The organism is Staphylococcus sp. GDB9P120P, from assembly GCF_017893435.1.
In the GTDB taxonomy this organism is placed as follows: domain Bacteria; phylum Bacillota; class Bacilli; order Staphylococcales; family Staphylococcaceae; genus Staphylococcus; species Staphylococcus cohnii.
This window is the reverse complement of the sequence record NZ_JAESNB010000002.1, coordinates 806931-819908: the sequence shown is the minus strand read 5'-3', so window position 1 is coordinate 819908 and position 12978 is coordinate 806931. Positions and strand designations below refer to the sequence as shown.

13 protein-coding genes are annotated in these 12978 nt (G+C 31.8%); 5 read left to right on the top strand and 8 right to left on the bottom strand.

Going from position 1 to position 12978, the window contains the following annotated elements; genetic code table 11:
- Positions 1-11: 11 nt before the first annotated feature.
- Complete coding sequence (locus KA856_RS03695) at positions 12-1172, bottom strand: galactokinase (protein ID WP_107386205.1); 1161 nt, start codon at positions 1170-1172, stop codon at positions 12-14.
- 99 nt (positions 1173-1271) lie between these two features.
- Positions 1272-2288: a LacI family DNA-binding transcriptional regulator gene (locus KA856_RS03690; RefSeq protein WP_107384133.1), complete on the bottom strand. Its 1017-nt coding sequence runs from the start codon at positions 2286-2288 to the stop codon at positions 1272-1274.
- Positions 2289-2455: 167 nt separating this feature from the next.
- Between KA856_RS03690 and fdhD the strand changes: the two genes are divergently transcribed.
- Complete coding sequence (gene fdhD / locus KA856_RS03685) at positions 2456-3244, top strand: formate dehydrogenase accessory sulfurtransferase FdhD (RefSeq protein WP_107384134.1); 789 nt, start codon at positions 2456-2458, stop codon at positions 3242-3244.
- Positions 3245-3563: 319 nt separating this feature from the next.
- Here the strand turns inward: fdhD and KA856_RS03680 are convergent, their stop codons facing one another.
- The 4 genes from KA856_RS03680 to KA856_RS03665 all read right to left on the bottom strand — a co-directional run bounded on the left by KA856_RS03680 (position 3564) and on the right by KA856_RS03665 (position 7381).
- On the bottom strand, positions 3564-4316 hold the full coding sequence (locus tag KA856_RS03680; protein ID WP_107386204.1) for a GNAT family N-acetyltransferase: 753 nt from the start codon (positions 4314-4316) through the stop codon (positions 3564-3566).
- Positions 4317-4346: 30 nt separating this feature from the next.
- Positions 4347-4895, bottom strand: a complete 549-nt coding sequence (locus KA856_RS03675) for a biotin transporter BioY (RefSeq protein WP_107386203.1) — start codon at positions 4893-4895, stop codon at positions 4347-4349.
- Between the two features lie 189 nt (positions 4896-5084).
- Entirely contained in the window at positions 5085-6002 is a 918-nt protein-coding gene (locus KA856_RS03670; RefSeq protein WP_107386202.1) for an ABC transporter substrate-binding protein, read from the bottom strand.
- A gap of 227 nt (positions 6003-6229) precedes the next feature.
- On the bottom strand, positions 6230-7381 hold the full coding sequence (locus KA856_RS03665; protein WP_107384138.1) for an acyl-CoA dehydrogenase family protein: 1152 nt from the start codon (positions 7379-7381) through the stop codon (positions 6230-6232).
- 149 nt (positions 7382-7530) lie between these two features.
- On the opposite strand from KA856_RS03665, the gene KA856_RS03660 reads away from it, so the two are divergent.
- From KA856_RS03660 to KA856_RS03645, 4 genes are read left to right on the top strand one after another with little or no spacing between them, the layout of a single operon-like run.
- Positions 7531-8286 carry an amino acid ABC transporter ATP-binding protein gene (locus KA856_RS03660; RefSeq protein ID WP_107384139.1) on the top strand — a complete coding sequence of 252 codons (756 nt, stop codon included), beginning with the start codon at positions 7531-7533 and terminating at the stop codon, positions 8284-8286.
- Positions 8276-9130, top strand: coding sequence for an amino acid ABC transporter substrate-binding protein (locus KA856_RS03655; protein WP_107384140.1), 855 nt, complete (start codon positions 8276-8278; stop codon positions 9128-9130). The genes KA856_RS03660 and KA856_RS03655 overlap by 11 nt, the downstream gene beginning before the upstream one ends.
- Positions 9127-9813, top strand: a complete 687-nt coding sequence (locus KA856_RS03650; protein WP_107384141.1) for an amino acid ABC transporter permease — start codon at positions 9127-9129, stop codon at positions 9811-9813. Before KA856_RS03655 ends, KA856_RS03650 begins: the two co-directional genes overlap by 4 nt.
- 12 nt (positions 9814-9825) lie before the next feature.
- Positions 9826-10527: an amino acid ABC transporter permease gene (locus tag KA856_RS03645; protein WP_107384142.1), complete on the top strand. Its 702-nt coding sequence runs from the start codon at positions 9826-9828 to the stop codon at positions 10525-10527.
- 348 nt (positions 10528-10875) lie between these two features.
- On the opposite strand, the gene KA856_RS03640 is transcribed toward KA856_RS03645, so the two are convergent.
- A complete protein-coding gene (locus KA856_RS03640) occupies positions 10876-11958 on the bottom strand; it encodes a PTS sugar transporter subunit IIC (RefSeq protein ID WP_107386200.1) in 1083 nt (360 codons plus the stop codon).
- A 174-nt stretch (positions 11959-12132) separates the two neighbouring features.
- Positions 12133-12477 carry a transcriptional regulator, SarA/Rot family gene (locus KA856_RS03635; protein ID WP_107384144.1) on the bottom strand — a complete coding sequence of 115 codons (345 nt, stop codon included), beginning with the start codon at positions 12475-12477 and terminating at the stop codon, positions 12133-12135.
- Positions 12478-12978 lie beyond the last annotated feature (501 nt).

Genomic DNA, 12978 nt, shown 5'->3' with positions numbered 1-12978 from the left:
TTAATTTGATTTTAAATTGTTTTTACGCCATCACTAATGCCGACATGATAAAACGATGGTTCATAACCAATTTTTTCTATATATTTTTTTGTAACTTTATCTTCTAATGCTTGGATTTGATTTTTGTGCACTAACGCAATTGCACAACCTGCAAAACCTGCGCCTGTCATTCTTGCACCGAGCACACCTTCTACTTGTTGAGCTGTTTCTGCCAACGTATCAAGTTCAATACCTGTTACTTCATAGTCATCTTTTAAAGATGCATGTGAATCATTTAATAATTGCCCAAATTTCTCAAAATTATTATCGGATAATGCTTGATAAGCAAGTTTCGTACGTTCATTTTCTGAAACGGCATGTTTTGCTCTTCTACGTTTTACGTCATCTTCAATAAGCATTTGATGTGCTTTAAATTGGTCCATCGTTAATTCACCTAAAGATTCAATATTTAACTTTTGTTGTAATGATGACAGCGCAGATTCACATTCACTTCTGCGTTCATTATATTTACTTTCAGTTAATGAGCGACGTTTATTGGTATTCATAATCGATATGACATAGTCTCCAAATTTTGCCGGTACAAATTCATATTTTAACGTTGCAGTATCTAGTAATACGGCGTGTTCTGCTTTCCCCATACCTATTATAAATTGATCCATAATTCCTGAATTGACACCCATAAATTGATTTTCAGTACGTTGACCTATCTTAATGAGTTCTAATCTCTCTAAATTCAAGTTAAATAACTGTTTTATCAGCCAACCGGTTAATAATTCTATTGATGCAGAAGATGAAAGACTAGCGCCATTTGGAATATTACCTTCTATCAAAATATCAAAGCCTTGTTTAATTTCTGAAAAAGCTTCTACTAAATATTTAATAACACCTTTAGGATAATTCGCCCAATCATGTTCCTTTTCAAAATCTAAATGGTCTAAATCGAAGGTGATCATACCGACCGTTTCAAAATTATTAGAATATAGGCGAACCAAATTATCTTCTCGTTTAACCGCTAAACCATACGTGCCTAATTCAATTGCAGCTGGAAAAACATAACCTCCATTATAATCAGTATGTTCTCCAATTAAGTTAATTCTTCCTGGTGCAAATGCACTCACTTCAGGCTGTTTGTCAAATATTCTTTCAAATTTCTCGCGCATAGCTTCTAACATAATATTCCGCTCCTTTAAAAAACGATATAAACCAAAATCGAACTCCTTAGTAAACTTAAATAAAGTTTACTTGTTTACTAAATGTTTTGTCAATATACATTACTTGTTAACTTTAAAAGTCATTCTTTCTTTTAATTGTGCTTCTGCTATAACATGTATGGCAATTTGTCTTGTTTTATTTATTCTCTCTTCAGCCATTCTTACTGCTATTTTTCCATAATCTTCTATTGGTATATGTACACTACTGATAGAAGGAACTGCATACTGAATGACTTCTAAATCATTAAAACTTATCAATTTAATATCATCAGGTAAAGTGTATTTTTTTAGTTGTAATTGTTGCAATATACCTATAGCAATCATATCGTTACCTGCGATAAAAACTTGAGGTAAATGATGGTTTTGTAATAATTCGTTCACTGCATTTATACCATCTTCTTTATTCCAACCATTCATTAATAATCTACCTTTTCTTTGATGCTTGTCACACCAGTCAGTAAATGCGCTATATCGCTTATCTTGGATATTTGGACTATTCAATGTTGGCATACCAGTAAGATTTTTTATTGTATGCGTACCACCAACATAAACAATATCGTTTAAACCTGAACGATCTATATCGTTTAATAATTGAATCATAGCGTCATATAAATCTGAATAAACAGCATCAACAGATTTAGGTGTGTTAGCGTTATTGATAACCACAATATTCTGATTGTAACTCTGTAATTCTAAAATAGCTTCTGAAGCAAAATTCCCCACAACAATAATTGCACCAGCCTTTGTTATTTTAGTGAAATCAATAGGATCATGTTCACTATCAATACGAAGCGTTCTTTTTAATGATAGATTTAAACGTTTCACCTCCGCTTCAATGGCAAGTCTAATCTCACGATAATACGGATCAGACATTTCTTTGGCTCGTGATGCATAAGTAATAATTTGTATACTTTTATTTTTTCTTTCAGACTTTTTATATTGAAAATTATCTGCTATATCATATATTCTTTTTCTCGTTTCTTTAGCGACAGATAAGGTAGGGTCGTTATTTAACACACGAGAAACCGTACCTGGACTGACCTTTGCTTCTTTCGCAATATCTCTTATACTAGCCATTCATCGAGTCACCTCTCAACTTCGTGTTTACTATAAGTTTACTTCTAAGCATGATATATATCAAACATATATTATAGTTATAAGTATGTTTATGAATACAGTTTATTTTTTTTGCAACAAAAAATACGCTAAAATAGTTAGTGAATAGGAACTGGGGGATAAATACTATGAATGAAGATGTTTTGACAAATCAACATATTGTTAGATATGAAAACGGCAAACTTATTGAAACAACAGATCACTACGTCACAGAATTCCCACTGACAATCATGGTCAATGGAGAAGAATTTGCTACAGTCATTTGCAGTCCAAATCATATGAAAGAATTAGTCTTAGGTTTTTTAGCTTCAGAAGGTGCTATTTTAAAAAGTGATGATTTAAAATCTATCCAAATAGACGACAGTAAAGGGTTTGCCCATGTAGAATTAACTAAATCACTTAATGACCGTTTTGAATACTCTACTAAACGTATGATTGCATCATGTTGCGGTAAGAGTCGTGAATTTTATTTCCACAATGATGCTGCTATAGCGAAAACATCTATGTCTAAAATTAAACTTACCCCTCACCAAGTACTTAATATGATGACACGTTTACAAAGCGCAAGTAAAATTTTCAAACAAACTGGTGGCCTACATAATGCTGCCATTAGTGATGGAGAGACATTTTTTGAACACAGACAAGATATTGGTAGACATAATGCTTTAGATAAACTTTATGGTTATTGTATACAACGACATATACCTGTGCGAGATAAAGTATTAATTTTTAGTGGGCGCATATCTTCTGAGATTCTTATTAAAGCTGCGAAAATTGGCGTTGGTGTTATTTTATCTAAATCCGCACCAACTACATTAGCTGTAACGCTTGCCAATGATTTAAATATTACAGCAATTGGTTTTATTCGGGATGGTAATTTTAATGTTTATAGCCATCCAGAACGCATAACATCATAATGATTAAAAAGTATTCCTCACTATGTGAAAATATCAAATTACAGGCAAATCTTATGTGATATGTCACCTAAGGTTTGTTTTTTATCCATTGAGTTATGCAATATTATAAAACACGTATACTCATTCACTATTAAAATATTGAGTGTGAATTGGTGCAGACACATACAAAAAAGCATTAGTCAAATATGAAAGTATGAAGCTATGCCTTCAGAAATCGTGCATAAAAAATGTCGACAAAGTTGGAGACTTTGTCGACACGCTAATATCTTCACTATGTGAAAATACTTTTTATATTATAGTAAAAAACATTGGAGCTTATTCAAATATCTTCTTTTACAATATGATAGCAAAAGCTTATAAATACATAACCTTGCTTCACATACATTTCTTTAGCACTATCTTCTCCATCGGCAATCAGTATCAATGGTTTTTGCATGGCTAATTCTGCGACAAAACTTTGCATCACGCTACCAACACCTTGCCTTTGATGACATGCTAATACGCCAAAACCATCAATTTCAACAGTTGTCTCATCTATAATCAAATCTAATATACCAGCCGGAACACCTTGCTTATAAGCTATAAGACGTGTTTTAGCATCATTAATATATTGGTTTTTAATCATATTAGAACTTTCCCTGACATATTCCTCACCATATGGTGCTGCGAACTGGCTATGAACACTTATATAATCATCTATGGTATTCTCATCCACCACTTTAACTTCGATTTCAGAATCTACATATTTTTCGAAATTTTGAGGTTCAATCGCATATAACTCCATTAGACCTAATTCAAATTGTTCTTGATTAATTAATGCTATCCATTGTTGATCCAATTCTATATTTTCAGGAAAAGTAAAGGTTAAATGATTAGAACTCTGTTGCTTATGCATATGTGTTTGTGTAGCAATATCTGCTTTCCATTGTTTAATTGAAGGCATTTGTTTGTACACCCATTTATTTGCATCAAATACTAAAGGAATTTGAGGAGTTAAATAAATTACTTTATCTTCATCTTCAGCATAAATATTCCCGGGTTGGAAAATATTGTTTAAAGTAATGTTTGCCATCATTTTCACTCCCCTTTATCGAAACTGATTCTACTTAAGTAATTGTTTAAATCGACTATGATTTAACATGATATTACCAATTAAGCTGGCAATCAGAGCTTTAATAATATCACCAGGCATAAATACAAAAGAAAGCATAATAGATTTAGAAATCGGTAAATTCGTTATAAGTCCCATTATAATCGTACCAACAATATCTAATAAAACGACCCCTATCACTACTGTCGTTATCAATAATACAATAAAGTTGATTCTTTTCAAATATAAGTCTCTTACAAGTCCAATGAGATATGTAACAACAGGATACATAAATAAAAAACCTGCTGATGGCCCTGCAAATACACCAATACCACCACGACCACCTGATAGCAACGGTAAGCCAGCAACTACTAAAAGTAATAAAACAACAATACTCAATGTTCCATATTTACGACCTAATAGAATAGCAGCTAGAAATATACCAATATTTTGTAAAACGATTGGAACAGGCATTATTGGTAACGGGATTGCAGGTACAAAACCTAAAACTGCAATAATTGCAGTCATTAAAGCAGTATAAACTAAATATTTCGTTGACATCATCAAACCTCCTTTAATGAAAAAAATTATACCACAAATGTAAACTATTAAAAACAAAAAGTTTACAATAAAACTATACCCTTTTAATAAACAAAAACATGAGCCTGGACAACTTTACTTCGTCCAAAACTCATGTTTTATTTTGATGATATCTAATTAAACCTTTAAAAAATTACTATAATCAACGCTTTATGAGTTAGATTTCAAAAATTTCTCTTTCAAATCTTTTCTCATAAATTCCAATGTATAAGGATCGTTATACCAATAAGTTTCTGCTTGTACCTCTATGACATGATCATTTTTAACTGCAGATAAATTGTTCCAAAGATCGGTTTTTTTATAACCTGGTTTTGATTTACCTTCGCTTGTAGAAACAATATAATCACCAGCATAATCCGCTATTTTTTCTTGTTTAATTTCAGCCCAGCCTTCTTTTTTAACTAATTCGTTAAGTTTATCAGGCATTTTTAATCCAAAAGCTTGGTAAATGACTTCACCACCACGACCCCAGTTAGAACCGTATGTGTAAAGTTTTTTATCGAATTCATCAAAAATTGATACTGTTGTATTTTTACCAATTTTCTCTTTGATTGCTTCACCATCTTTTTCAGTTTGTGATTTCCATTTTTCTTCCCATTTTTTTACTTTATCTTCTTTTCCAAGTAATTTACCTAATTGTCTTTGTTGGTCTAAATATTTATGCTTACCATAATCGTAAACTACTGTCGGTGCAATCTTTTTATACTTTTTAATGTTTTTATCTGTAGAGTAAGCTACGATTAAATCCGGTTTTGTTTTAGCAACTTTTTCAACATCATTTTCTCCAACTTTTTCAACATCTTTAAATTTATCTTTTAAAATATTACTGCTATCGACTTGCTCATTTACTGCTACAATATTGCCTCCTAAATATTTAATTCCACCTGCATATGTAGGTGCAACAACTGCAATACGTTCTGGATTTTTAGGTATATCAATTTTCTTTCCGCTATCTAATTTATAAGCTTTTGTATCTTCTTTTTTACTATCTGAGCCACTTTCAGATTGTTTCCCACAAGCAGCTAATATTAAAACCATTACAATAATTGGAAATATTAATTTTTTCATAAGGTCCCTCCGTTGAAAATGATTATCATTACCATTGAATTATATAATGATTATAAAATTTGTACAATAGAAAACCTAAGAAAACCTAAAATTTTTATTATTTTAAAAAATAAAAAAAGGAATGAGTTATAAAATCAACTATAATAATTGATTTTTATACTCATTCCAAAATATAAAGCTTGTTCAAAGTATTCATTTACTTTAAAAACAGGCCATGTTTTCTATATTTATTTGAAGTGACCTAATACACTATGAGCAATATTAGTATAAGCCATGTCTTCCATAGGTGGATTATGGAGTCCAGCTCGCATATCCCTATAGTAACGTTGTAATGGACGCTCCATCTCTAAACTCTTAGCACCCACTATACGCATGGCAATGTCTATCACTTCTAAACCTTGGTTCATCACCAACACTTTACTTGCTGAAGTTTCATTCCAAATTGGTATGTCTTGTTGCTGATTATATAAAGCTGCAGTACTCCATAAAAAGTGACGAGCTGACAATAGTAAGGATTCCATTTTACCGACATTTTGCTGTACGGTCGATATATCCCCAATCACACCATCAATGCTTGCAGGGCTATAATTTTTTGCAAAATCAACAGCATAGTCTCTCGCTGCTTGTGCAATACCTAAATAAGTACTAGGAATATGTAATATCCAACCATTAGGTTTTTTACCACCAGCGCCTCTTATTTCAACAAAATTTTCTTCTGGAATGAAAACATCATTTAAAATCAAATCATGACTTTCAGTTGCACGCATACCCACCATATTCCAATTGTCTGCAATCTCAACACCAGGCGTATCTTCAGATATCAAGAAAAACCCAACAGTATCTATTTCTTCATAATAGGCACTTACAATAAAATGGCTTAACCTTCTACTCATTGAAGTAAATGTTTTGACCCCATTAATCACAAAACCTTTGTCTTTTTTTATTGCATGTGTAGCAGGTCTTGCCCCACGTGTAGGGCTGCCTGTTTCAGCTTCACTGACAGCTCTGTTAACTAATGCACCTTTTTTCACTGCTACTGCAAAGCGCTCTAGCATATCTTGTTCCCAAGCATGTTGTTCATATAATTGTCCAACAACGCTAAGGTGCCAACCAACTGAAAGTGCAGTTGCTCCATCTATTGCTCCTAAATACGTCTGTAGTACAACCATATCTTCAACAGTCGCACCCTCACCACCATAAGCTTTAGGCAACGTTAATAGCGTATAGCCTTCTTTTACCAACCAATCAATATTCTCATATGGAAATCTTGAATGTTTATCATTATACTCAGCTTTTTCTTTAAATTGTTCTTTTATTGAATCAAATTTATCTATCCATTTTTTTTGTATCTCTGTATGTATTAATGCAGAATAATTCACAGTGTCCACCTCATTTTAGACTTTTATCTATTAATCTTAGTGTAACACTCGCTTATAACGAATAAAAGTCTTTAAACTATCTAAAATCTTACTTTACCGATAAGGATTAATGTGATAATTTGTATTTATTGATATTCTGGGGGTTTAAAATGATTACAGTTGAACATTTAATACATAAATATAAAGACCATACTGTTCTAAATGGCGTTAGCTTTTCACAAAATAAGGGTACTGTGACAGCTATTATAGGTCCAAGTGGATCAGGTAAAACGACACTGCTAAGAACATTGAACGCGTTAGCCATACCAAAATCAGGCACAATTCAAATTGACAACCAAAGATTTGTCGCCGATAAACATTCAAAAAAAGACATCTCACAGTTACGAAAGAAATCTGCGATGGTATTCCAAAACTATAATTTATTTAAAAACAAAACAATACTTGAAAATATTACAGTTGGTTTGATACATGGTAAAAAAATGCCCGTTAAGCAGGCAAATGAAATAGCCATCTCTTATTTAGAACGTTTTAATTTATTAAATCAAAAGGATAAATACCCTTCTCAACTATCTGGAGGTCAAAGTCAGCGTATAGGGATTATCCGTGCTTTAGCGCTTAATCCAGATGTATTGTTATTAGATGAACCTACATCTGCATTAGATCCTGAATCAATTCAAGGAGTATTGTCGCTTATCAAGTCTATTGCACAAGAGGGGATGACCATGGTTATTGTCACTCATGAAATACAATTTGCTAAAGCGATTGCTGATCAAATTTTATTTATAGATGAAGGTAAAATATTAAAACAAGGTACACCACAATCTGTTTTAGCGTCTTCAGATTCCAAAAGAATTAACCGTTTCTTAAACACCGTAGAAATGGAGCGTGACTTTTATGAAAAATAATAAGTTACGCTTTTTAATGATTACACTTTTGATTACGGTATTATTCAGCGGATGTAGTCAAGCGCAAAAATCATCAAATCAGAATAAAAAAGAAGAAATCAAAGTAGCAATATCTGCAGAAGTTAATCCACCTTATCTGTATACAAATAAACAAAATGAATTTGCTGGTTTAGATATAGACTATCTAAAACTACTAGAAAAAAAGTTACCTCAATACCAATTTAAATATGAAGTTGGTGAAGAAGAATCTAATCTTGTAGGTATTGGCGCCGGAAAGTTTGATATGGGAATTAATTGGTTTTTTAAAACACCTGAACGCGAAAAACAGTTTCTCTACCAAGACGTCCCTTATAGTTACGCCTTACCTTTGATTGTTGTTCACCAAAATAATTCTGATATACATACACTTAATGACCTACCTGAAAAAAAATTAACACCGATGGCACCGAGTGGCGGGTTATATTCTATATTATCTCAGTATAATAATACACATTCTCCAAAAATTGATATTGATACCATTCAAGAGCCTTCTAACGGGGATAATTTAAAAATGGTTAGTAATGCCAGACGTGATGCCATGATTTTAAACTGGAACACTTATAATGCAATTCAAAAACAAATCAATGCTGATGTCAAAATTGGTGGCATCATAAAAAAAGAATCATTGCATATCGTCTATAATAAAAAACATCAAAAATTACATGACGATATTGACGAAGCTACTCAAGAACTGATAGATGAAGGCAAATTACAGAAGCTTTCTGAAAAGTACTTTGATGTTAATGTATTTGATGATTTGGATGAAATAAACAAGCAAAAAGATAAATTGGAGGTGCAATCATGACAAATTCTGTTGATTGGGTCGATTTATTTAGACAAGTTTTACAGCAATTACCCATAACATTATTAATCTTTATATTGTCACTCTTTTTCGCTTTAATACTGGGATGCTTACTAGCAACAATTCGTATCAAAAAAGTGAAAATATTATCACCTATTGTCCGGATTTATCTGTCTTTTATTCGAAGTACGCCTTTAATTTTACAACTTTTTTTGGCATATTTTGCATTGCCACAATTATTATTATTCATCCAAATCGATATTAATCATTTCAGTAGACTGTTTTTTGTAATTTTAGCATTTACATTACATACAGGTGCTTACCTATCAGAGATTATACGGGCTGGATACCAATCAGTAGATTATAGTCAAATTGAAGCAGGACTTTCTGTCGGTTTATCTTATCCACGGATTTTAAAGGAAATTATTATTCCTCAAGCGTTGCGTAATAGCATCCCAAACTTGACGACACAAGTTATTGAACTGATCAAAGACACATCTTTAGCTTTTACAATTGGGATTATTGATATGATGGGCCAAGTTAAATTAATTATTGGAAATAATTATGGGCTAGGTATGTTAGAAGTTTATATCGTTATATCCATTATTTACTGGATTATCGCCCTTATCATACAAACTATATTTGCACTCATCAATAAACACGCCCAAAAACCATATCGCATCTAAGGAGGCATTATTTTGTCATTTATACTTTATACTTTTTCAGAAGTACTTAAAGGTGTACCTAATACAATCATCATCTCAATTGTAGCAATGATCGTAGGTTTAATCATCGGCACTTTATTTGCCTTTATTCAAACCAAAAATATTCCATTAATCTCTCAACTTGTAGTGATATATAATTCTTTTTTTAGGAGCACACCGCTTATTGTTCAATTATTTATTATGTATTACGGCTTACCAAAATTAGTGATGTGGGGTAATGAAAAATTCACATTGACAATTAATCCTGATATTTTCTCACCGTTAATTATTGCCTTTATTGTTTTTTCGTTACATGCTGTTGCATATTTGTCAGAATCTATTAAAGGTGGATTACTTTCAGTCGACACTGACCAAATTGAAGCCGCTCAAACTGTAGGGCTTTCAACAATAAGAACGTACAAAGAAATTATACTACCACAAGCATTCAGTTATGCACTTCCCAATATTGAAAATCAATTTATCATGCTTATCAAAGGGACTTCTTTAGCATTTGCGGTACAAGTTACTGAAATTATGGCAGTCAGTCATGTTATCGCCAATGAAGGCTACCGATTTATAACAGTATATAGTGTAGCTGCAATATTTTATTGGTTACTTGCCATTGTATTAGAATTGATATTTTCAAAAATAGAAAACCGTTCAACTCAATATATGTATGCAAAAACTTCAGCATAAATTACGAAATTGTATACTCATTTAGATTTGTCATTTTATCAATTTTCAATACTACGTTAACTTAGCTATACTTTTAAAGTTAACGTATGTAATACGAAGTGTCTTATTTGTTATAAGTAAATATATAAGTTAATCATATGTAAAGTGAATATTTCAGGAGAGACGCTCGATGTTCTGTTCTACCAAACAACGTCGAGATGTTGCTACTCTATAAGGATAAAAAACATGAACATGAAAAAAGCCCGTTAATACATTTTAAAAATAATGTATTAGCGGGCTTGATACTGAGATTGATATTTCAGTCTTATTTAAATTTTTGGATTTTAGCATACCTAAATCATTAGACAACTACATTGCCAAACGTTCGGCATACTGTCTTTTTCTTTTATAATAATTTTTAACTTTTTTAGGCATTGTACCGTTTTGTAATTCATCTTTAGTAATAATAGGATAATTTTTGAATACAATCGATCCTAAGTAACCACAAATAGCACTACCTATCGCGCATAATAACGCAACAACTATCACAGTTAATGCATTATTAAAGCCAAACATCACCATTAAACCTGCAATTGGCGTAGCCGTACCTGTAGCTTCATTAACGAGTCCAAACATTGCGATAATTACGCCTGATACTGCACCGCCTATAAAATTAGTCGCATAGACAGGAATAGGATTTGCAGTAACAATATCCGCTTGTGATAATGGCTCAATAGCGACAGAAATCGTTGTTTTTCGATCACCAAACTTCATTCGCTTAAACAAAACAAAATTCATAAATGATGACCCAAAAACTGCCAATGCTCCAATTGCCATAGGTGTACCTGTTAGTCCTAATAATGCAGTTAATGCCATCGAACTTAAAGGTGCAGTAGCTACTACTGTTATAATGCCGCCTAGTACTATCCCCATTAGTACTGGGCTTGACGTTGTCGATTCTTTAATGATATTACCTATTTGCAATAATGTTGCATCTACAACAGGTGCTACACCGATTGCAATAATTCGTGTAATAGGTGCAATGATAATAATTGAACCTATTAAATCCAAACCATCCGGAAATTTTTGCTCTATCCATTTCATACCAAAACTTGCTATGTAACCTGCAACAAAACCTGGTAGTAAATCCATGTTACCGCATGCAACTGCAATAACAAATGCGTATACAGGAGATACACCCATTGCTAAAGCAACCAAACCAGCAGCAGCAACACCACCTAAGCCGCCTGCCGCTTCACCTAACTGGCCTAAAAATGGAATCCCTAGTAAATCGCCACCAACATATTTATGAAATGCTTCCACTAAAAAAGAAGCTATTGCAGCATTTGCCAGGGCTCCCATTGCTTTTCCACCATTTGGAGCCTTACTAGTAAAAAGTGTAAACAAACATAAAACAATACCTAAAAATATAACCCCTAAAAGTAAATTCATAATAACACCCTTCTAATATTTGTATGCGCTTTCATTTAACAAATATTAGTATATCACATTTAAAGTTTTACTCAAATAATATTTTAGTTCAATATATAATTAATAAAATAAAATTACACTTTTCAGAATATTCGTTTTTTTATATATGTAACACGACTCATTTTCCAAAACAAGTTACTTGAGATAATCTTGTAATGTTTTTATCATATGTTCAATTTTTTGATGTTGCGCTTCATTTATATATACAACAACTGTACGTTCATCAATATCACTTCTCTTTTTACTCAAATAGCCCATTTTAATTAATTTTTGTAGTGCCTTCGTTAAATAGTACGGTTTTAACTCTGAATATTGTGCAATTTCTTTCGCAGTAACTTCATAAGATTGACATTCATGTATATAATTCAAAATAAATATTTCTTCATAATTTAATTTGTGATATTTTTTAGTTTCTTTGAAAAACTGCTTTCCTTTTTGATACAAAGTTATTAGTTCATTTAGTTCTTTTAATTTTTCCATAAAACCACTCCTTATGTTTTTTCATGATGTTAATATATTTCAAAGTGTGCCTGTCTTTATGTAATATAATTTTATCCTATTTAGGCTATTGAATTCAATATGGCTTACTATGAAAAATATTAGGAATTGCTACTATTTTTTTAATACCACTTTTTATTATTAAAATTTAGTGCTACATATATCCTTTTTGTTACTAAAAATTCATTAATACCTCTTATAAATTTTTAAAATTATTAGTATTTGACGTTAATTTAATAAATTGAACTCCACAAAAGCAAACTAAATATACTTTGAAATATCAATTACAAATATGGTTACATAAGACAACCAACTAAATTTAAATCAACAAGTCTAACGTAATGCATCTATATGTAGCATATACTCATTTTAAACGCATAACTATCAAATAATCATTTTCAAATTGAACGATTCGCTTTTTACTATTTCTACTATCACTATGTACAAGCGTTTTCTCACTAGGCGTCTGCCGATAAATAAAAA

What these genes read in the sequence shown, in the direction of transcription:
- KA856_RS03680 (WP_107386204.1), bottom strand. Translation starts at nt 4,316, where the DNA reads ATGGCAAACATTACTTTAAACAATATTTTCCAACCCGGGAATATTTAT.
- KA856_RS03675 (WP_107386203.1), bottom strand. Translation starts at nt 4,895, where the DNA reads ATGTCAACGAAATATTTAGTTTATACTGCTTTAATGACTGCAATTATT.
- KA856_RS03690 (WP_107384133.1), bottom strand. Translation starts at nt 2,288, where the DNA reads ATGGCTAGTATAAGAGATATTGCGAAAGAAGCAAAGGTCAGTCCAGGT.
- KA856_RS03660 (WP_107384139.1), top strand. Translation starts at nt 7,531, where the DNA reads ATGATTACAGTTGAACATTTAATACATAAATATAAAGACCATACTGTT.
- fdhD (WP_107384134.1), top strand. Translation starts at nt 2,456, where the DNA reads ATGAATGAAGATGTTTTGACAAATCAACATATTGTTAGATATGAAAAC.
- KA856_RS03650 (WP_107384141.1), top strand. Translation starts at nt 9,127, where the DNA reads ATGACAAATTCTGTTGATTGGGTCGATTTATTTAGACAAGTTTTACAG.
- KA856_RS03655 (WP_107384140.1), top strand. Translation starts at nt 8,276, where the DNA reads ATGAAAAATAATAAGTTACGCTTTTTAATGATTACACTTTTGATTACG.
- KA856_RS03640 (WP_107386200.1), bottom strand. Translation starts at nt 11,958, where the DNA reads ATGAATTTACTTTTAGGGGTTATATTTTTAGGTATTGTTTTATGTTTG.
- KA856_RS03635 (WP_107384144.1), bottom strand. Translation starts at nt 12,477, where the DNA reads ATGGAAAAATTAAAAGAACTAAATGAACTAATAACTTTGTATCAAAAA.
- KA856_RS03670 (WP_107386202.1), bottom strand. Translation starts at nt 6,002, where the DNA reads ATGAAAAAATTAATATTTCCAATTATTGTAATGGTTTTAATATTAGCT.
- KA856_RS03695 (WP_107386205.1), bottom strand. Translation starts at nt 1,172, where the DNA reads ATGTTAGAAGCTATGCGCGAGAAATTTGAAAGAATATTTGACAAACAG.